The sequence below is a fragment of the Rossellomorea vietnamensis genome (assembly GCF_001305855.1).
GTDB lineage: Bacteria > Bacillota > Bacilli > Bacillales > Bacillaceae_B > Rossellomorea > Rossellomorea vietnamensis_A.
Map to the genome: position 1 here is coordinate 1 of NZ_LIXZ01000001.1, position 21846 is coordinate 21846.

The following is a 21846-nucleotide window of genomic DNA, read 5'->3' on the forward strand; positions in this document are numbered from 1 at the left end:
TGCGCTCGGCGTTCCAAAATGGAAGGCATATGAGTGGGGTAATACCCGAAAGGGTTATTGGAGGATCGCACAAAGTCCAATACTACACAAAACCCTTGGCAATTCCTTGCGCTCGGCGTTCCAAAATGGAAGGCATATGAGTGGGGTAATACCCGAAAGGGTTATTGGAGGATCGCACAAAGTCCAATACTACACAAAACCCTTGGCAATTCCTTCTGGAATCGCCAAGGGCTTCTAAGTCTTATCGTTAGGTATGAAAGTCTTCGTCAATCATCTTGATTGAACCGCCGTATACCGATCGGTACGTACGGTGGTGTGAGAGGTCGGGGATTAATCATCCCCTCCTACTCGATTCTTTTTAAAAATAGGCTGATTCTATAGACGTTTGACAGTACCTTAGCATCTAAAGCGTCATATCATATACCATAAGGAAAGGAGGAATAAAAAAACGAAACTGAATAAATATGCAACATTACGATCTTGACGATTAAACTTAAACTTTCATATATAGTGTGATTCAACTTTTATGGTTACGCTGCTTCCTTTAAATGAATATTACGAACGTGAACAATCAACTATCATTGCAATGATATTAATTATATATATAAGCCATGTAAACGCTGGGAAGTTTACATGGCTTCTTTCATGGACAAATACCGTTCATCCGGACTCTTACATATACATATTAGAAATTAACGGCGAAAGGAGCTTAAGTAGATGAGACAACTTTCGAACCTCCAGCTACAGCAGCAAATTATCCATTATAAATCAGAAATGGAAAAATATAAAAATAAATGTGAAAGGTTAGAAAACGGAAGCCGAACCCAACATTATGTCGCCATCAAAAAAGAAAACGACCTATTACAAAACCGTATACAAACATATCTTCAGGAGCTTGAAATCCAGGCTTCTGAAAAAAACATGGAATCCTCAAAATACCAAGCCCTTTTGTCTGCACAGGAACGGGAAGTGAAAAAGCTCCGGTACATTCTGAACCAGGTCAAGGACCAACTAAGGACATCCACGACTCATTATGTATCAAAAACAAAGGAACAAACGGAACACTTCCTTGATTCAATGAGTTCTCTGGTACACGAAATCATGGCCTTACAAGTTGAAAATAGTTACTTATTAAAAGAAAATGATTTCCTATTAATGGCTAACAAAGAAGTACAAGAACAATTATATAAAAAAGAAATACAATTATGGGAGCTTGAGGAACTACTTAAGGATATGAGAATAGAGTTGGCGTCACAGAAGCACCATGTGCTTATTGATAAGTGTTTTAATGAAGAATATATTCATCGTCTCCTATGTGACAATGAAATGCTACAAAAGCGCCTTTACCTAAATGAGATCGAGTTATATGCGTCACATAATCGTTTGACAGAATCCATGATCATATATGAATGGGTCAAAAAGCGCAACAAAGAGGATCGTGAACGTGCAGTGCAAGTTCAGAAGGATAATGAGTCGTCTATTCAACAATTACAGGCAGAATTAAAAAGAATGCAGGAGGATAAAAACGTCTTCACCCGTTCACTTCAATCCGTCAGAATGAACATCAAAGACTTGAAGGATAAAGTATTCATATCGAATGAAGAAGATTCCATCGCTTCGAAAGACACTCTGAAAAATTATGAAAATACCATCCAACATCTTCAATTCACCAATTCTCTCTTAAATGAAGAGATCAATAAATTAAAAAACAAACCGGGCCCCTAAAAAAGGAGTCCGGTTTCTTCCATTACATGAATTCTTTCACTAATTCATCAAATTTACTTTCATCTAATCTTAAGTCATGAGTACTGAGAGGCTCTTCGGAATAGCCTGACACAAGGTCCTGATAGGAAGGCTGTTCTTTATTTTGATAAATCAAACCCGTAACCAGTCCATCCTTTTCCATTAGCGTATTCATAGCCTGCTCCCGGTTCGATGGGTCATAACCTCCTATATCAGCGAGCTTTGTAAGGTTCTCTTTGAACCACTCGTACGTATTGATTTTATTATAGGTGACGCAAGGGCTGAACACATTGATCAGGGAGAAACCTTTATGGTTAAGTCCCGCTTCGATTAATGCCGTCAGTTCTTTTAAGTCAGAAGAGAAGCTTTGTGCGACAAAGGTTGCTCCTGCCGAAAGGGCCATTTCCATTGGGTCAAGGGCCTGTTCGATCGATCCCTGTGGTGTAGACTTCGTTTTAAACCCGGCGGACGAGCGTGGAGACGTTTGTCCTTTGGTTAAGCCATAAATTTGATTGTCCATTACGATATATGTGACATCAACATTCCGGCGAATGGCATGGATCGTATGGCCAAGACCGATGGCGAATCCATCCCCATCCCCGCCTGAAGCGATGACGGTCAAATCTTTGTTGGCCATCTTTAAGCCCTGGGCAATCGGAAGGGAACGTCCATGGATTCCGTGAAAGCCGTAAGAATTGATGTATCCGGATATACGTCCTGAACATCCGATCCCTGAAACGACCGCTAACTGTTCCGGATCCAGTCCCACATTGGCAGATGCCCGCTGGATCGCAGCTTGTACCGAGAAGTCACCACACCCGGGACACCAGTTCGGTTTAACATTATTCCTGAAATCTTTGAAGGTAGCCATGGATTAGTTCAACTCCTTACATCGTGAATGAATTTCATTTGGCAAATATGGTGTACCATCATACTTTGTCATTTTAACGATTTTATTCCCGTACCCTACATTCATTTTGATAATGTTGGCTAATTGGCCGGTAGCGTTATTCTCGATCACAACCACCTTCTTCGCAGTTTGCATTAATGGTTCCAATTCATCTGCAGGGAAAGGATGGATTAAACGAACATGGGCATGATTCACTTTCAAACCATCGGCTTCCAAACGACTCATCGCTTCTTCAATCACTCCGCGTGTAGAATTGAAGCCTACTAACAACAAGTCAGCCTCTTCATGAGTTGCATGGGTGTGTATCGGATTATTGAAATTGATTTTATCAAGTTTACGCATACGTTTATCCATCTGCGCCTGTCTGTTCTGAGGAGATTCAGATGGCTTTCCGGTTTCATCGTGCTCTACTCCTGTGACATGATGAATCCCATTTTTCATCCCGGGGATAACACGTGGTGATACCCCATCTTCGGTCACTTCAAAACGCTTATAATATTTCTTGGGCTCTAATTCTTCTAATTCAGATTCATTGGACGCAAGCTTTCCTCTGCGTATTTCCACTTTACTGTAATCCAGGGGTTCCACCGTTTGTTTTCCTAAGGAAAGTTGGAGATCTGAAAGAATGATGACCGGACATTGATACTCTTCCGCAAGGTTAAAGGCTTCTACTGTGTCATAAAAGGCTTCCTGAACGGTACTAGGTGCCAGGACCACCTTAGGGATTTCACCGTGGGTACCGTAAATCATTGCCATTAAATCAGACTGTTCCTGTTTCGTCGGCAAACCTGTAGACGGTCCCCCGCGTTGCGTATCCACTACAACAAGTGGCTGTTCTGTCATTCCGGATAGCCCTATCGCTTCCATCATGAGTGAGAGCCCTGGTCCTGCTGAAGCCGTGAAGGAACGGATCCCTCCGTAGTTCGCCCCGATTGCCATAGTGGCCGCTGCAATCTCATCCTCCGTTTGGATGACGGTCCCGCCGACCATTGGAAGCTTCTTGATGAGATACTCCATGATTTCAGAAGCAGGCGTGATCGGATAAGCTGCCATCAATCGAACGCCTCCTGCCAGTGCACCAAGTGCTATGGCGTCGTTTCCGATCATGAACATCCGTTTATTACCGTCTGCTTCTTTCAGTTGCAGGGAACCGACCTGGTCCCCAAGTTCTGTTTTCATCGCCTCGAATCCCTGTTTAATGGCATCCATATTTTTCTCCACAACAGTTTCACCTTTGCGACCAAAGATTTCTTCCACTACTACCTTGAAAACATTTGGATCGAGATTGAGGACGGCACATGTAGCCCCGACTGCAACCATATTCTTCATAAGGGAAGTTCCGAGCTCCTTCGCTAATTCTGTGAAGGGAACAATGTATAGGGAGGCATCGGTATCTTCAGGTTTCACAGGTTTGAACTTTGCATCCGCTATTATAACACCATCGCTATGTAATTCTTTGTAATTCACATCAATCGTTTCCTGATCAAATGCAACCAAAATATCTAAATCGTCAGCAATCGCACGAACTTGCGTGGTGCTTACTCGAATCTTGTTGTTTGTATGTCCTCCTTTAATACGGGAGGAGAAATGGCGGTAACCATATAAGAAATACCCAAGACGATTGAGGGCCATGGAAAAGATTTCACCTGTACTCTCAATACCTTCACCTTGCTGTCCGCCAACTTTCCAAGAAAGCTGTTCCTTCATTCATTACACCCCTTCAATCATTATTTGCAACATCTATTGTTGAAGCATATTCTCTTCATTAGGATTCATCATCTATTTCCGATGCAGCATTTTCATTTCATTCACTCTATCAGTTTATCACTTTTCTCTTTAAATCACTACTGTATTGAAGACATTCTCGCTGTAAACCCGTTCGTCTCGGCACAAATAAACCACTAAAGGTTTTTCCTTTAATGGTTTATTTGCAATCAATCAGTTAATCTATCAAAAAAGTTCTGAAATAAGAATTTCCCCACTTGTTTTTCACTATAGTATCGTTGGAGGGTGTTGATTAAGTTATCATATTGAATGTATGAGGATAAACCTTGAACGGTTTCGGATATGCCGTCGAAATCGGAGCCAAATCCGATATGATCCTCGCCTCCGAGACTGCATACATGTTCGATATGGCGGACTACATCGGAAATCTCCGCTGTCCCTTTTTTGTTTAAAAAAGGTGGGACAAAGGTGATGCCCATTACGCTGTTTTTCTTGATGAGTGCCTCAATTTGATCATTGTTTAAGTTCCGTGGATTGGGACAGATCGAGTAGGCGTTTGAGTGGGATGCTATCGGATATTCAGCTGAATCCATCACATCCCAGAATGCTTTTTCACTTAAATGGGAAACATCTGTCCAAAGTCTTTTCTCGTTTAAGAAGGAGACGATTTCTTCCCCAAAGTTAGTCAACCCGCCCCCTCTCGGTTCAAGGGCCCCATCTGCTGCTGCATTGGCCCAATTCCACGTTAAACCGACTGACCTGACTCCCAGCCTGTAAAGGATCTCGAGCTTCGTAAGATCCTCCTCCACTGCTTCGGCACCTTCCAGTGTCAGCATTGCCCCTATTTCATCTTCCCGAAGACGTTCTATATCTTTTTTACAGGTGACGAATTTCAGTTTAGGGTTTGGCTTAAGGATCTGATTATGAAACAGATTCACCATTTCGAGTGCTGCTTGAAACCGTTGACCCGGCTTCAGGTATGATGGGATATAAATTGCGAACAACTGTACTTTACTGCTGCTTTGAATGAGTTGAGGATATGTTATGTGTAAGGAACCCTTCGATTGAAAGGCTCCACTCCCCGGCTCTACATACAGTTTCATCAAAACATCACAGTGTGCATCAAATATCATATTTGGTCTTCCTCTCCGTGTAATAACATATATGTATATTTGTTCATAGTATAAAGGCTGTCCATTAAAGGGTCCCCTTTAATGAACAGCCTATGGTTTATTATCTTGGTTCCACGATTAACTTTATCGCCGTACGTTCTTCTCCATCGATCAGAATATCTGTAAATGCAGGAATACATATTAAATCTAAACCACTGGGAGCCACAAAGCCTCTTGCAATGGCAACAGCCTTGACGGCTTGATTTAAAGCTCCTGCACCGATTGCTTGTATTTCAGCTCCTCCTCTCTCACGAAGAACACCGGCGAGTGCACCAGCTACAGAATTAGGATTAGATTTTGCTGAAACTTTTAATATTTCCATTCCTTTTCCTCCTTGTCATTTCCCCCATACCGTATGTCCGTGGTAAAGAACAAACTTGGTATAAATGATTCCACTGATACTATATTCAGGAAATGGACAAATCATTCCGGTAACACCGAAAAAGGGAGGAAAACATTTAATATTCTGCCATAAACGGATGGTCTTCGTTAATCAATATGCGCTCGATCTTTTTAGCTTTGCCTGACTTCTGATCAATGTCGATCAAACAAGCACTCAGGATCTTACGCCCGGCCTTCGGTACTTCAAAACGGACAGGCAGACTGGTCTGGAATCTCCTTAAAACAGAATCCCTACTCATTCCCAATACCTCATCATATGGTCCGGTCATACCAACGTCACACATAAAGGCTGTCCCATTTGGAAGAATCCGGTTGTCTGCCGTTTGAACATGAGTGTGCGTTCCAATCACTGCAGACACGCGGCCATCCAGAAACCAGCCTACAGCCTGCTTCTCACTTGTCGCCTCTGCATGGAAATCAACGAATATAACGGATGTTCTCTTTTTCGCCTCATCTACAAGCTCATCGAGCGCTTTAAATGGATCATCAAGAGGAGGCATAAACGTCCTTCCTTGAGCGTTGATAACCGCTACCTCTTTACCGTATACCTCCCCAAACACCAAACCGCTGCCCGGCGTTCCTTCAGGGAAATTAGCCGGCCTCACCATTTGTTTCGATGAATCGATAAAATTAAAGATATCCTTATTGTCCCATGTATGATTTCCCAGGGTGACCATATTCGCACCATCTTGTATAAACTGTTTATATATTTTCTCAGTAATCCCTCTACCTGATGCAGCATTCTCACCATTAACAATTGTAAAATCCGGTGAATGCTTCTTCTTTAGCTTAGGCAGATATTCTGTAATCATTTCCCGGCCCATTGAACCGACTACGTCTCCAACAAATAATATTTTCATGAAAATTCCCTTCTCTTTATGTATTCATTCTTGTCATTATTGTATCACAAATAACTTGTCGTCTATTCATCCTAATAGGAACCATCTACCATTCTGCAACGGATGATAGAAAGAGATAAAAAAAGCTGACTCAAGAAGGGATATCCCTTCTCGAGTCAACCTCTTATTTCGCGTATTCGACGGCCCTTGTTTCACGGATAACCGTTACTTTAATATGGCCTGGATAATCAAGTTCGTCCTCGATCCTCTTACGAATATCCCTTGCCAAACGGTGGGATTCCAGATCGTCAATGGCTTCCGGTCTAACCATGATACGCACTTCACGGCCAGCCTGGATAGCGAAGGACTTCTCAACGCCTTCATATGACTCTGAGATTTCTTCAAGTTTCTCCAGTCGACGGATGTAGTTCTCAAGCGTCTCACTTCTTGCTCCTGGTCTTGCAGCAGATAAAGCATCAGCTGCAGCAACCAGTACGGCAATGATGGACGTTGGCTCTGTATCTCCGTGGTGAGAAGCAATACTGTTGATGACAACAGGATGTTCTTTGTACTTCGTTGCAAGCTCTACACCAATTTCCACGTGGCTTCCTTCCACTTCATGGTCGATCGCCTTACCGATATCATGAAGCAATCCGGCACGTTTGGCGAGTCTTTCATCCTCACCAAGCTCTGCTGCGAGTAGTCCTGACAGATAGGCCACTTCCATTGAGTGTTTTAAAACGTTTTGACCGTAACTTGTACGATACTTCAAACGCCCCAGGATCTTGATCAAATCCGGATGAAGTCCATGAACACCTACTTCGAAAGTTGTCTGTTCACCAATTTCCCGGATATACTCATCCACTTCACGGCGGGATTTATCCACCATTTCTTCAATTCGTGCAGGGTGGATACGTCCATCCTGAACTAATTTCTCTAATGCAATTCGAGCCGTTTCTCTACGAATCGGATCAAAACCAGAAAGAATAACCGCTTCAGGAGTATCATCGATTATCAAATCAATTCCCGTAAGTGTTTCCAGCGTACGAATGTTACGTCCTTCCCGCCCAATAATTCGACCTTTCATCTCATCATTCGGTAGATTCACAACACTGACCGTTGTTTCGGCCACATGTTCTGCGGCACAACGTTGTATAGCCAGTGAAAGGACCTCTTTCGCCTTCTTATCTGCATCTTCCTTCGCACGTGTCTCATGTTCTCTGACCATGATGGCAATATCATGGGAGAGTTCATTTTCAACGCGGTCAAGTATGATTCCTTTCGCTTCATCACGAGTCAGGCTCGAGATACGTTCTAGCTCTGTTTGCTGTGATCGTACCATCTCGTCCACTTTGCTTTCCATCTCTTCAATATGTTGTTGTCTCTCGTTAAGAGTCCCCTCTTTTCTCTCGAGTAAGCCTTCACGCTTATCAAGCGTATCATCTTTTCGATCGAGGTTTTCCTCTTTTTGCATCAAACGATTTTCTTGTTTTTGCAATTCATTTCTTCGTTCACGAAGGTCGTTTTCCATTTCAGTGCGAAGTTTATGATTTTCGTCCTTTGCTTCCAAAAGTGCTTCTTTCTTCAGAGCATCTGCCTCGCGCTTCGCATCTTCTAAAATCTGCTCCGCTGAACCTTTAGCACCAGCAATCTTTGCTTCAGCAATGGACTTACGAATTAGGTATCCAACAACTACACCGACGATTAGGCCAAGCAAAATGGAGATGATTGTTATGGGTTGCATTATTTCACCTCCTCTTGCTATGAACTGTCATCATGTTTTTTACATGTCGGCTTGTACATTGCTCATTTGAACAAAATATACAGCGCTAGGCTTTCAAATATTCATTCGAAAAATTTGTAAAATATACATGTTAATTTTAAATCTCTGAAAATTTATTGTCAAGGGGTTGAGCCCTCTATCACTAGATTTCTCAAGGGTTTTTTTGTAATCGACAAAAATTGACACTGTCGCATTGGGCTTGTGAATGTTTTTTAACCAAAACCATCTTTTTCATTTTTTTTAGAAGTGCTGGGTCAACCGGTGATTCCGGGTATGTATAACCTGGCATGTATCGAGTACCCACTGTTTTTCTAGAAAAGGGACTGTTACTATTTTCCACCAAAACTCGAATTCCCATACATAATAAAGAGAAGCAAACCGAATCACGTCTGCTTCTCTTTCCTCACTTAGTCTTCCAGAAGACTTAATTCACCTTGATCGTCCGTTTCAGCACGGCCTGTATCCAATCCGTAATGTTCACGGATCTTCAGCATGATTTCATTACGGATTTCAGGATTTTCTTTCAGGAAAATCTTCGCGTTTTCACGTCCCTGACCGAGGCGCTCTTCGTTGTAGGAGTACCAGGCACCGCTCTTTTGAACGATGTCCAATTCAGACCCAAGATCGACGATTTCACCTTCTTTGGAGATTCCCTCCCCGTACATGATATCGACTTCGGCTACACGGAAAGGTGGAGCCACTTTATTTTTCACTACTTTGATCTTCGTTTTATTCCCTACCATTTCATTCCCCTGCTTAAGGGTTTCGGCACGGCGTACTTCCAAACGTACGGAAGAATAGAACTTCAGTGCGCGTCCACCGGGAGTCGTTTCAGGATTACCGAACATGACCCCGACCTTCTCACGGATCTGGTTAATGAAGATCGCAATGGTCTTCGACTTATTGATGGCACCGGAAAGTTTACGAAGGGCCTGTGACATTAAACGGGCTTGAAGACCAACGTGAGCGTCTCCCATCTCTCCTTCGATTTCTGCTTTCGGTACAAGGGCTGCAACAGAGTCGATAACGATGGCATCCACCGCTCCACTTCGTACAAGTGCTTCAGCGATTTCCAATGCCTGTTCACCTGTATCTGGTTGTGAAAGCAACAATTCATCTATGTTTACCCCAAGCTTTTGAGCATATTCGGGATCAAGTGCGTGCTCTGCATCAATGAATGCCGCCTGCCCGCCTTGAGCCTGTACCTCTGCTATCGCATGAAGTGCCACTGTTGTTTTACCGGATGATTCGGGACCATATACCTCAATAATCCTTCCACGTGGATATCCGCCTATTCCAAGGGCAGCGTCCAGTGCTAGTGAACCACTTGGACATGTTACTACGTTTCTGTCCGTTTTCTCCCCAAGCTTCATGATTGAGCCTTTACCAAACTGCTTTTCTATTTGTTTTAACGCCATATCTAAGGCTGCTTTACGATCGCTCACAAATCTTCCTCCTTTGAATGTAAATCATGTAATCGACAACTTATAAGTTTGTCTCAAATCCAACCTATCTATACTATAAACGTTTTTATTAGAGAAAACAAGAAAAAAATCGAACATTCATTCGGTTTTTTTCTTTGGGTGTGCTTGTTAAAAAAAGATAAAAAGCTGCCTCCAAAAAGAAGACAGCCATACCTGACTAATTCAATTCCTTGATCAAATAGTGCCAACCATACTTCGCCGTCCTCATCCGGTTCCCATTCCGGCCACCGCCAAGGTTCAGTAGAAATGCCTTGGTCGTTCCACCTTTCATAGATAATCCAATCCAGACGGTCCCGGCAGGCTGACCTTGGTGAGCATCCGGTCCTGCTACACCTGTAAAGCTGACTCCGATGTCGGTGGAAAACAGCTCTCTAACGTTTTCGGCCAGTTCCCGTGCACATTGCTCACTTACAGATGAATGCTGTTGCAGCGTAGCATCATTAACAGATAAAATCCTTGTCTTGATCTCATCCTGATAGCATACTACCCCGCCACTCAATACTTCAGAAGCCCCAGGGAGCGACGTCAACTGAGCCTGAAACAGTCCCCCAGTCAAACTTTCTGCACATGAAAGGGTAAGGCCCTTCTCTTTTAATAGATGGAATCCCACTTCGACAAGAGAATCCTGATTATATCCGTAGAAGTATTCTCCCACCCTGTTCAAGATCTCTTTTTCGACTGAATCCAATAGTGAAATAGCAATATTCCTTGACTCGTGCTTGGCCGTCAGCCTCAAGGTCACCTCGCCGTCACCTGCGAGAGGTGCGATGGTGGGGTTGGTTTGTCTGTCAATCAGATCTTCTAATTCCGTTTCAAGCTCTGCTTCCCCGATGCCAAAGAAACGAAGGACCCTTGAGTGGATGACTTCTTTCTTCTTCATTAAGTTCAAAATTGCCTGTTTGCCGTACTTATCAAACATCGGCCTCATTTCAGACGGCGGACCAGGGAGAAGCATATAGGCATTGCCGCCCTTTTTTAATAACATCCCCGGAGCCATACCGTGTTCGTTCTTCAATACGTGGGCCTCCGATAATATGAGGGCTTGTTTTTCATTGTTCGGAGTCATTTCACGATTGACCTTTTTAAAATAGCTTTTTATCGATTCCAAAGCGTCATGGTCCAAGCTTAAAGTCGTTCCTAAAACATTTGCAATCGTTTCTTTTGTCAGATCATCCTTTGTGGGTCCAAGGCCTCCGGTAAATATCAGCAAGTCCGCTCGCTTCTCCGCTACCTCAATGGCATGCTGTAAGCGGGCAGTGTTATCCCCCACACTTGTGTGGTAATACACGTTTACGCCCATTTCGGCTAACTGCTCGGAAATGAATTGAGCATTGGAATTGACGATTTGTCCGAGCAGCAACTCGGAACCAACCGCTATTATTTCTGCATTCATCTTAAGTCCCCCTAAAATATGGTGAAAAGAAGGGGATGATTCTAGTTGAATCAATCCCCTGGTGTACATTGTTATTTCGAATTTACAAACGCTTTTTTATTATGTTTGAAATAGTCCCATCCTGACCAAATTGTAAAGAACATAGCCACCCATAGAGCAATCGTCGCAAATGGAAGATCGATCAGTTCGAAAATGGCATTATGAAGAAGAAGGGCTGATATTGCGATGATCTGTGCCCAGGTTTTAATCTTGCCGAGTTGACCGGCAGCAACCACTTCCCCTTCCCCAGCTAATACGAGACGAAGCCCTGTAACGGCAAACTCACGACTGATGATGATGATGACGATCCACGATGGGGCAAGACCCAACTCAACAAGTACAATTAACGCGGCCGATACAAGCAGTTTATCTGCCAACGGGTCTAAGAATTTCCCCAGATTTGTCACAAGGTCAAGCTTCCTGGCATAATACCCGTCAATCCAATCCGTCGTTGCCGCAATGATAAAAATCAAAGCTCCCACAAAATGCTTGACCGGCATTTCCGCCCCAAGAAACACCATCTCACCCCAATTTAGTGGTGCAAGCATGATGATTAAAAATAATGGAATTAAAAATATCCTTGATACTGTAATCTTATTAGGTAAGTTCACCTTTCTACCTCCAATGCTTTAAAACGTGTATACCATTAGTATGTAAGAAAAAGGAGTTATTAAAACTCCTCCCGTTTCAATTATTGCTCTGATTGCGGTACGTAATTGATGATGATATCCTGCCTGACGACATCGGTTGCAGAAACTTTATATTCAAGCTTTTTACCGTTAACGAGGATATCTGTATTCGAAGCATTACCAATAACCAGGTAAGCCTGTTTATCAGAGGAAACGTCAAAGTCCTTTTTATTATCCTTTTTCAGTAAACCTTCAAACAACAATTCATCCTGGGAATTATAAACTCCTACCCATGTATCTCCACGGGCTGCCAGCTGAAGTTTGAATTCATCGGCATCTTTCAGTTCATAGGTCGTTTTATAACCCGACGTACTCACTGCTTCCAAAGATTGTTCAGTATTTTGTTCCTTCTCTTGATCAGCTTTTTGATCGTCTGAAGGCTTCGGTTCTTCGCTCTGTTCTTTATCCTTTGTGTCATCTTCAGGCTTATCGCCCTCAGCACTCTTATTCTCATCAACATCTACTTGTGTCTGGTTTTCTGCTTGGTTGGATTCAGGTGCCTTGTCCCCTACTTTCCCTTGCCAAAATACCCATAAGGCAATCAGTGCACCAATGACAAATAGAGCTATGAGCAGCTTCGGTAGAAAGTCAAAAACCTTCGCAGAGCTCTCTGGAACACTCTTCCGGGACTGTACCCTCGAAAGGGAAACCGGTATTTCATCTTCATAGGTCGTCGGGATTTCTTCCTTGTGCTCCTCAAAAATCACCTCAGGGGGAAGTCCGACTGCTTCACAATATTGCTTAATGAATGCGCGGACGTAAAATTTACCCGGCATCGCATCATAATTGCCTTCTTCGATCCCGATCAAATAGCGTTTTTGAATTTTTGTTATCCTTTGTAAATCATCAAGGCTGTAACCTTTCGCCTCTCGAGCTTCCTTTAAACGATTTCCTAATTCCGTCACTACTTAACACCTTCCAATATTAAAAATCAAAACCTCCAAAATCGGAATTTTGAAATAGATTATTTTGTTCAACTAATTCGTATGTAATTTCTTCATCAGGATCGTTTCTAAGTTCAATGATATAATCAAAATCTTCAAGTGAATATTCAGAGTTTTGAACGAATACATCAGGATGTTCGATTACTTTCACAGCAGGTAATCTCATGATCTCCCTCACCAGCTGCCAATGCTTCTCACTTGCACGGCGTGTAGAAACGATGCCGTCTATAATAAACAAATTCTCAGCAGAATACTCGTCTTCAATGAGCTTGCTTCGTATCGTTTGCTTTAATAATGTTGAAGAGACAAAAAGCCACTTCTTATTCGCACATACACTTGATGCCACGATGGATTCGGTCTTCCCTACCCGGGGCATGCCCCTGATCCCAACAAGCTTATGTCCTTCCTGCTTAAATAATTCAGCCAGGAAATCAACTAATAAGCCAAGCTCATCACGAACAAATCGAAATGTTTTCTTGTCGTCGGCATCACGCTGGATATAACGGCCGTGACGCACAGCAAGACGATCCCTTAATTTAGGTTCCCGGAGCTTTGTCACATTGATTGTATCCATCGTTTGAAGGATGGATTCAAGCCTCATGATCTGTTCATCATTGTTGGCAAGGAGAAGCATTCCCCTTCTTCCTTCATCCACACCATTTATCGTCACTATATTGATAGAAAGCATTCCTAATAACGAGGAAATATCACCTAAGAGGCCGGGACGATTTTTTTGTATTTCATATTCTAAATACCATTCTTTGTGTTCCATCGTTTCCTCCTCTAAAAAACTGTGACATCTCATTTCGATATAAATTGACATAATTCGAAAAGTTATTTAAACATCTAGGTATTATAATAAATGATTTCCTGCTAATAGAAAAGCAAAACCTACATAAATATGTACAATTTCTCATTAATACGTGAAATGATAACTTGAAGACCAATATTATTTGGTGTAAGCCATTCCCCCATAAGAAAAAGGAGAGGGAAATCCCTCTCCTTAACGACTGCCGTTATTATTCACAAGCTTGACCATCATATTGGCGATGGCATGTTGCTCTTCTGGAGATGCGACCGACCATAAATCCGCTAATACTTTTTCCTGATCGTTCTTAGCTTCGACTTGATTGGCTAAGTAATCACCGATTTGATAAGCCAAGTCATTTACCGTTTCGTGCTCCATGCCGCCGTGTTCTGCCTGGTTTAGGCGTTCCCCTAAAAAGTTTTTCCAATCAGACCAGTTATCTAATACAGACATTTGTCATGACCTCCTTTATTGAAATACAACCTTAGTTTGTATCCCGGAGGGAAAATTATGCGCTGGAATTCTCTGATTGAAAAAATTTTCATGTGTGCCATCCCCCATTGACGGAAAGGGTTTGACCTGTGATATATGAAGCCCTGGATGAAAGAAGGAACTGAATGGAGTCAGCGATTTCCCCTGGTTGAGCAAACCGGCCAATAGGGATCTCTTCACGGATCGCATCTTTATCTTCATCACTGAATGAGCCCATCATGGACGTGTCAACGGCACCGGGTGCAATGGCGTTTACCCTTACCCCGCTTAATGCAAGCTCTTTACTCAAGGATTTCACAAATGCTATTTGGGCACCTTTGACTGTTGAATATACCACCTCACAGGCACCTCCGATCTGTCCCCAGATCGAACTCACCATGACAATCCCCCCTTTCCGGTCAATCAGCTTCGGCAGGAGCTTTTGAACCAGAAGCAACGGACTTTTCACATGAAGGTTGATCATCTGATCCATATCGTCTTCTGAATGGTCCTGAAAGAGTCCCCAGGTTGAATTTCCGCTACAGTAAATAATCGCATCGAGCCTGAATATGGAGTGGACAAGATTACCCACTTCTTCCGGGTTGGCAAGATTCACCTGAATGGGAATTGCCTCCACTCCCAAAGCTTCGACTTTATGAACCAATTCCTTTATTGCCTCTTCATTGGAATGATAATGCAAGTATAGATTCCACCCCTCCTCAGCCAATGTAAGGGCAGTACTGCTCCCGATTCCACCTGATGCACCTGTAATTAATGCATACTTCATTTGTTTCACTCCAAACGTCATTCACATAAATAGAGGAACTATCCTATAAAAGAATAGCTCCCCTTCCATCATGATTTAGGTACGACTTGACATACAGTAAATCGTTCTTCACTGATAATGGATCCCGCAACCGCCTGGATATCATCATATTTCAATGATTCAAGGGTAGGCACGACTTCAAATAAATCCATCTCATTAAAGGCATAGCGGGTAAATTGATTCGCAATATACTCAGGAGAATTAATGGCACGCAGAAATGCACCAATCTTCTTCTTCTTCGTCCTCTCAAGACTTTCCTCAGAAAAGAGAGATTCCCGCTTTGCTTTCAGAAGCAGCGATTGTACCTTCTCTGAGAGCTCATCCGGCTTTTCCGTATCTCCACCGACCGTAAGGAAACCAAAGCCATTTTCCTGTGTATAGTCATAATGGAATGTCTCATCGATCAATCCATCATTATAAAGTTCGGAATAGTACGGCGAACTCTTTCCGAACAGCATATCAAGGAAAACATTCATGGAAAGCTCCTGTCTGAGCATTTCCCGACCCTGCTGGATTGGTTCCGGAGCTTTCAGTCCGACGAGACATTTAGGACTTTGAACGTTCATTTTAAGAACCTGTTTTTTCTCCGCGACTGTCTCTGGTTCATCCTCGAATTTGCGCTTGATTTCAGGCAATTTTTCATAATCTTTCTTCTCCTGATTCGCACGGACCTGATTCATGATCTGTTCGGGATCCACAGAGCCAACCACGAATAAGAGCATATTACTTGGATGGTAGAATGTTTTATAACACTGATAGAGCATATCCTTTGTAATCGGTGTGATGGATTCGATCGTTCCTGCAATATCAATTTTAACAGGGTGATTTTTATACATATTCTGGATTACACCGAAGTATAATCGCCAATCAGGGTTATCATCGTACATGGTGATTTCCTGCCCGATGATGCCTTTTTCCTTTTCCACCGTTTTCTCTGTAAAGTACGGATCTTGCACGAAATCGATGAGTGTTTCCAAATTTCGTTCTACGTTTGTCGTACTTGAGAACAGATAAGCCGTCCGTGTAAAAGAAGTGAAAGCATTGGCGGATGCCCCTTGCTTACTGAATTGCTGGAAGACATCTCCATCTTCTTTTTCAAACAGTTTATGTTCTAAGAAATGGGCGATTCCATCGGGTACTTTAACGAATTCATCTTCATCCAAAGGGACAAAATGATTGTCGATGCTTCCATATTTCGTTGTAAATGTAGCATACGTCTTGTTAAATCCTTTTTTCGGGAGGATGTATACGTCGAGACCATTAGACATTTTTTCATAATACAAATTTTCTTGTAATTGATCGAAGGAAATTTTCTTCATCTCTATCCCTCCATTCCTGTTAGAAAGTAAATCGTATCAAGTTCAACTTTATTTGCGGCTTTTACGATATCATCTTTTGTTGTTTTCTCAATCTCATCCAACCAATGCTTCAAGTCGATTTCTTCATGAGCTACGGCATTATGGTAAAGTACTTCCACCAGACCTCTTGAGGTATCGATGGTTTCAAGGAGCTGGTTGCGGATGACCGCTTTTGTCTGATCGATTTCCCCATCCGTGAAGTCACCATCCTTCATCGCCTGGAGCTGTTCGTTGATGATTCCTACCGCTTGATCATACTTCTCAAATTCGATGCCGGACATCACCATCAATAAACCTTTATGACTCTCGAGACGGCTCGCGGCATAATATGCCAGGCTCGCTTTCTCCCTCACATTGATGAACAATTTGGAATGGGAGAAGCCGCCGAATATTCCATTGAATACTTGAAGAGCGAAATAGTCTTCGTCTCCATATTGAGTATGTGTACGATAGCCCATGTTCAGCTTTCCTTGTTTAACATCCTGTTTTTCTTTTACGACGTTTTCTTTTTCTTTTTGCTTCACTAGGGAAGCATCCACTTGTTCAGGAGAACGTCCATTTAATTCAAACAGTCGATCACAGAGGCTTTCAACCTCTTTAACATCGACATCACCGATCACATAAAGATCAAACTGATCTTCCGCCATCACTTTTTGATAATATTCATATAAGCTCTTCGGAGTAATGGACTCCACTTCTTCACTTACACCGTTTACATGGAGGGCGAAACGCTCGCCTTTACACATTTCTTCCACGAGTCGGGAATTGGCATAGCGCATTTTATCATCATATACTGCTTGAATTCTGACCTTTTGGTTCCGTTTTTCTTTTTCGACTGTTTTCTTGTCGAACTCATTATTTTCAATATGAGGATTCTGAAGGACATCTGAAAGGAATTCAATTCCTTTTTGAAGCAGGGGCTCAGAATCTTTCAAAAACTTTTCGTTGGCAATTTCAACAGACATACTGACCACATGGTACTCACCTTTTTTGCCTAAATCCACAAAGAAGTTCGCTCCATATAACTCATCCAGATGGGAGCGTAACTCTGTTGTGCTCGGATAGGTCTTTGTACTGCTCTGCATCACATGGGGAAGCAATCCCCTTAAAGTGACTGTTTCAGGGTCGAGGGGGGCTTTCATCTTTAATACGAGGCTATTGGTTTTATACTTATCCGTTTGAACGATATGTAGCGTGTAACCAGGTTTCTTCTTGACTATTTCGTTTATGGCTGTCATCGTACCGTCCTCCTTAGTTCCATACTTCCATCGATTTAAAAGCAAAATTAATAAACACCTTTATTGTGCGGTATTTATGTATAACTATACATGTAGTGAGAGATTGATTTCAAGCATCTTCCTCTGTTGGAAATATCCTTTTAGAGTAAACTATTATATGCTTATAAATTTTTCAATATGTTTTTGACACTCCTCTCTTCATAATCTTACTAATACGGCAGATTATAAAATGAAAAGGATATCCCGACTTTCGGGATATCCTTTTCGTTTGTTTAAAAGATTTATTAACGGTTTCCTTTGATGTATGGTGTGCCCAGTGCTTTTGGTGCATCCGCACGGCCGATGAAGCCTGTCAGTGCAAGGATGGTAAGCACATATGGCGCAATCAATAGGAATACACTAGGGATGTTTTCAAACAACGGGATACTTGATCCGATGATACTTAAACTTTGAGCAAATCCAAAGAACAGGGCCGCTCCCATGGCTCCAAGTGGATGCCATTTCCCGAAGATCAAGGCTGCAAGGGCCATGAACCCTTGTCCACTGATTGTTGCATGGCTGAAGTCTGAGGAAATCGCCTGGGCGTATACTCCCCCGCCGACACCTGCAAAAGCACCGGATATGATGACACCGATATAGCGCATTTTCGTTACATTGATCCCCATTGTGTCTGCAGCCATAGGATGTTCACCTACAGAACGCAATCTTAGACCGAACGGGGTTTTGAACATAATGAACCAGACAATGAAGGACACAAGAATCGCAACGAATGGTGGCCAGTATGTGTTAGAAAAGAAGATATCTCCGATGACCGGAATCTTGTGAAGTAAAGGAACATCGACCTTCCCAAATCCCTCAGAGATGATATCCGTTTGACCCTTTCCATAGATACGCTTGACTAAGAAAAGAGTCAAACCGACTGCCAGCAGGTTGATGGCAACCCCTGATACAACCTGATCGGCCCTGAATGTAATGGAAGCAACGGCATGCAGGATGGCCAATAGCCCCCCCATCACCATGGCCACGAGCAGTGCAACCCACGGTGTCGCTGCACCGAAAGTATCTGCAAATGCAAGGTTAAATACGATACTTGAGAATGCACCAATGACCATCAGACCTTCCAGTCCGATATTAACTACGCCTGAACGCTCTGAGAACGCCCCTCCCAAAGCAGTGAAAATAAGTGGTGTTGCCCACAGTAATGTTGATGGGATGAGGATCGTCAAGATATCAATAAAACCCACTTATTTCACCCCCTTTTTACTAAATCGTTGAATCAGATAACGAATCATATAACCGGATGCTACAAAGAAAATAATAAGGGCAATAATGATGTCGACAAGTTCATTTGGAATACCGGCATCCAGCGGCATATTCAGTGCTCCCACTTTAAGTCCACCAAATAATAATGCAGCGAATACGACTCCGATAGCCGCATTTCCTCCCAGAAGGGCTACAGCAATCCCATCGAATCCGACTCCTGTGAATCCTCCTTTGATTGAAGCATAACCAAATGTTCCGAGTCCTTCCATAGCTCCTGCAAGTCCGGCAAACGCTCCTGAGATGACCATGGACAGGATGATATTACCATTTACGTTCATACCGGCGTATTGCGAAGCATGCTGGTTGAATCCTACAGAACGAAGCTCATAACCACGCTTTGTCTTCTCAAGCAGGAACCACATTATGAATACACATGCAAGGGCGATGAAAATCCCCCAATGCAGACGGGAGTAATCTGTCAAACTTTCGAAAAAAGGTGACTTCAATGAAGCAGTATCCGCAATCATTTCTGTACGATCTTTACGGTCAGTGATGACATCACGGATAATGGCATTTGTAACGTGAAGAGCAATATAGTTCATCATGATCGTAACAATGACTTCGTGCACGCGGAACTTCGCTTTAAGAAGTCCCGGGATAAAGCCCCATAGAGCCCCTGCCAATGCTGCCGCAATGATGGCAAGAGGCAGGTGGATCAGCTTGGGTAAGTCATCAAATGCAACTCCTACCCAGACAGCTGCAAGCCATCCCACAATCAATTGACCTTCCACCCCTATGTTAAAGAGACCCGTCCTAAAGGCGAAGGCAACAGCCAGTCCTGCTAAAATATACGGTGTCACTTGACGGATCGTTTCTCCTACATAATAGATTTCCCCGAAGATGCCGTTCCATAATGCAGCGTATCCTGCAATCGGGTCATATCCACTCACCAGCATGATGATCGTTCCGACAATGATTCCTAAAAGGACTGAGATTACCGGGATTAATATATTTGTTAATCGGTTAGACATGTGATTTCCCTCCCGTTTCCTTCCTCTTCGAACCAGCCATTAATAGTCCAAGTTCTTGTTCAGTTGTTTCCCTGGGGTTAACAATCGCCACAATTTGCCCCTCGTAGATGACGGCGATACGGTCACTTACATTCATGATTTCATCGAGTTCAAATGATAGTAGAAGAACCGCTTTTCCATTATCTCTTTGTTCGATCAGACGTTTATGGATAAACTCGATCGCCCCTACATCAAGTCCCCTGGTCGGCTGAGCAGCAATCAATAAATCCGGATCCCGGTCAACCTCACGGCCGATGATTGCCTTTTGCTGATTCCCCCCGGATAAAGCACGGGCAAGGGTAAATTCTGATGGAGTCCTGACATCAAATTCCGATATCAACTTTCTTGCCTGATTGTAAATATTTTTATAACTAAGTACCCCTTTATTGGAATACGGTTTCTGATAATAAGTCTGAAGAACCATATTCTCCCCGATAGGAAAATCAAGCACGAGACCATGTTTATGCCTATCTTGAGGAATATGACCTACACCCGATTCATAGATTTTACGGGGTTTCATATTTGCTATTTCTTTGCCATTCAGTTTCACTGATCCACTGTCTATTTTATGAAGACCTGTGATGGCCTCAATCAACTCACTTTGTCCGTTGCCATCCACACCAGCTATGCCAAGGATCTCTCCTGCTTTCACCTCAAGGTTCAAGCCTTTTACAACAGGGACATTGCGCTGATCTTTCACGTTTAAATCACGGACCTCCAATACATTTTCCCCAGGTCGCGCTTCTTTCTTTTCCGTTTTGAACGTAACTTCACGTCCCACCATCAGGCTGGCAAGATGATTGGGATCCGTTTCTGAAACGTTGACCGTCCCGATCCCTTTTCCTTTCCTGATAACGGTTACATTATCACACACCTCCATAATCTCTTTAAGCTTATGAGTGATAAGGATGATTGATTTACCTTCTTTGATCAATGTTTTCATGATTTGAATGAGTTCTTTAATTTCTTGAGGTGTCAATACAGCGGTCGGTTCATCAAAGATCAGGATTTCCGCTCCACGATAAAGTGTCTTTAATATTTCCACACGCTGCTGCATACCTACTGAAATTTCAGAAATTTTAGCACTTGGATCTACTTTCAGACCATATCGTTCAGAAATATCGAGAATATCTTTTTCAGCTTTTTTAATATCAACTGTCGCACCTGACTTAGGCTCTCTTCCGAGAATGATATTTTCCGTTACAGTGAATGTATCGACGAGCATGAAATGCTGATGGACCATACCGATTCCAAGATCATTGGCTATGTTCGGATTGGTAATGTTCACTTTTTGCCCTTTCACACGGATTTCTCCCTGTTCAGGCTGGTACAAGCCGAATAGAACGTTCATTAGTGTCGACTTACCTGCTCCATTTTCACCAAGAAGCGCATGAATTTCACCTTTTTTGAGCTGGAGGGTAATGTTGTCATTTGCTACGATGCCTGGAAATTCCTTACGAATATTCAGCATCTCGATTACGTAATCCATTGCTAATCACTCCTTGCATAGACTAGGGATATTTATCTAGTAGTTAGAGGTCAGACCTTAACACGCCAGAAAAAAAGGGGTTTCCCCGAATAAAAATCTAAATGAAAGATAGAAATGTTCTATACTTCAATTAAATTTCTATTAACATATGAGTCTCTTATTTATCAGGATAAGCGGCCAGTCTTAGCTGGCCACCTGTC

19 protein-coding genes and 1 pseudogene are annotated in these 21846 nt (G+C 42.7%); 2 read left to right on the forward strand and 18 right to left on the reverse strand.

Annotated features, from left to right (window positions below; translation table 11 throughout):
* Window positions 1–108: 108 nt before the first annotated feature.
* Window positions 109–279: pseudogene (locus AM506_RS23655) on the forward strand (group II intron reverse transcriptase/maturase); the annotation flags it as partial.
* A 438-nt stretch (window positions 280–717) separates the two neighbouring features.
* Window positions 718–1725: a hypothetical protein gene (locus AM506_RS00010; protein ID WP_060669597.1), complete on the forward strand. Its 1008-nt coding sequence runs from the start codon at window positions 718–720 to the stop codon at window positions 1723–1725.
* A 22-nt stretch (window positions 1726–1747) separates the two neighbouring features.
* On the opposite strand, the gene AM506_RS00015 is transcribed toward AM506_RS00010, so the two are convergent.
* The 18 genes from AM506_RS00015 to AM506_RS00100 form a co-directional block, all read right to left on the reverse strand.
* Window positions 1748–2614: a 2-oxoacid:ferredoxin oxidoreductase subunit beta gene (locus AM506_RS00015; RefSeq protein ID WP_060669600.1), complete on the reverse strand. Its 867-nt coding sequence runs from the start codon at window positions 2612–2614 to the stop codon at window positions 1748–1750.
* A gap of 3 nt (window positions 2615–2617) precedes the next feature.
* On the reverse strand, window positions 2618–4360 hold the full coding sequence (locus tag AM506_RS00020) for a 2-oxoacid:acceptor oxidoreductase subunit alpha (protein WP_060669602.1): 1743 nt from the start codon (window positions 4358–4360) through the stop codon (window positions 2618–2620).
* A 227-nt stretch (window positions 4361–4587) separates the two neighbouring features.
* On the reverse strand, window positions 4588–5511 hold the full coding sequence (locus tag AM506_RS00025; protein ID WP_060669604.1) for a dipeptidase: 924 nt from the start codon (window positions 5509–5511) through the stop codon (window positions 4588–4590).
* A 100-nt stretch (window positions 5512–5611) separates the two neighbouring features.
* On the reverse strand, window positions 5612–5872 hold the full coding sequence (gene spoVS, locus AM506_RS00030; protein ID WP_034760060.1) for a stage V sporulation protein SpoVS: 261 nt from the start codon (window positions 5870–5872) through the stop codon (window positions 5612–5614).
* Between the two features lie 136 nt (window positions 5873–6008).
* Complete coding sequence (locus tag AM506_RS00035; RefSeq protein ID WP_060669607.1) at window positions 6009–6812, reverse strand: TIGR00282 family metallophosphoesterase; 804 nt, start codon at window positions 6810–6812, stop codon at window positions 6009–6011.
* A gap of 163 nt (window positions 6813–6975) precedes the next feature.
* Window positions 6976–8535, reverse strand: coding sequence for a ribonuclease Y (gene rny, locus AM506_RS00040; RefSeq protein WP_060669609.1), 1560 nt, complete (start codon window positions 8533–8535; stop codon window positions 6976–6978).
* Between the two features lie 446 nt (window positions 8536–8981).
* Window positions 8982–10019, reverse strand: coding sequence for a recombinase RecA (recA, locus tag AM506_RS00045; protein WP_060669610.1), 1038 nt, complete (start codon window positions 10017–10019; stop codon window positions 8982–8984).
* 196 nt (window positions 10020–10215) lie between these two features.
* Window positions 10216–11451 (reverse strand): competence/damage-inducible protein A, encoded by a 1236-nt coding sequence (locus AM506_RS00050; protein WP_060669612.1) that lies wholly within the window; start codon window positions 11449–11451, stop codon window positions 10216–10218.
* 71 nt (window positions 11452–11522) lie between these two features.
* Window positions 11523–12101: a CDP-diacylglycerol--glycerol-3-phosphate 3-phosphatidyltransferase gene (pgsA, locus tag AM506_RS00055; RefSeq protein ID WP_060669614.1), complete on the reverse strand. Its 579-nt coding sequence runs from the start codon at window positions 12099–12101 to the stop codon at window positions 11523–11525.
* Window positions 12102–12181: 80 nt separating this feature from the next.
* Window positions 12182–13084 (reverse strand): helix-turn-helix domain-containing protein, encoded by a 903-nt coding sequence (locus tag AM506_RS00060; protein WP_060669616.1) that lies wholly within the window; start codon window positions 13082–13084, stop codon window positions 12182–12184.
* Window positions 13085–13103: 19 nt separating this feature from the next.
* Entirely contained in the window at window positions 13104–13895 is a 792-nt protein-coding gene (locus AM506_RS00065; protein WP_060669623.1) for a DUF3388 domain-containing protein, read from the reverse strand.
* A gap of 231 nt (window positions 13896–14126) precedes the next feature.
* Window positions 14127–14384 carry a DUF3243 domain-containing protein gene (locus AM506_RS00070; RefSeq protein WP_060669625.1) on the reverse strand — a complete coding sequence of 86 codons (258 nt, stop codon included), beginning with the start codon at window positions 14382–14384 and terminating at the stop codon, window positions 14127–14129.
* A gap of 88 nt (window positions 14385–14472) precedes the next feature.
* Window positions 14473–15189: an elongation factor P 5-aminopentanone reductase gene (ymfI, locus tag AM506_RS00075; RefSeq protein WP_060669627.1), complete on the reverse strand. Its 717-nt coding sequence runs from the start codon at window positions 15187–15189 to the stop codon at window positions 14473–14475.
* A 68-nt stretch (window positions 15190–15257) separates the two neighbouring features.
* Complete coding sequence (gene yfmH, locus AM506_RS00080) at window positions 15258–16547, reverse strand: EF-P 5-aminopentanol modification-associated protein YfmH (protein WP_060669629.1); 1290 nt, start codon at window positions 16545–16547, stop codon at window positions 15258–15260.
* A gap of 2 nt (window positions 16548–16549) precedes the next feature.
* Entirely contained in the window at window positions 16550–17824 is a 1275-nt protein-coding gene (yfmF, locus tag AM506_RS00085; protein ID WP_060669631.1) for an EF-P 5-aminopentanol modification-associated protein YfmF, read from the reverse strand.
* A 284-nt stretch (window positions 17825–18108) separates the two neighbouring features.
* Window positions 18109–19068 (reverse strand): ABC transporter permease, encoded by a 960-nt coding sequence (locus tag AM506_RS00090; RefSeq protein WP_034760090.1) that lies wholly within the window; start codon window positions 19066–19068, stop codon window positions 18109–18111.
* Complete coding sequence (locus AM506_RS00095; protein ID WP_060669633.1) at window positions 19069–20118, reverse strand: ABC transporter permease; 1050 nt, start codon at window positions 20116–20118, stop codon at window positions 19069–19071.
* Window positions 20111–21646 carry an ABC transporter ATP-binding protein gene (locus AM506_RS00100; RefSeq protein WP_060669635.1) on the reverse strand — a complete coding sequence of 512 codons (1536 nt, stop codon included), beginning with the start codon at window positions 21644–21646 and terminating at the stop codon, window positions 20111–20113. Before AM506_RS00100 ends, AM506_RS00095 begins: the two co-directional genes overlap by 8 nt.
* Window positions 21647–21846: the final 200 nt, after the last annotated feature.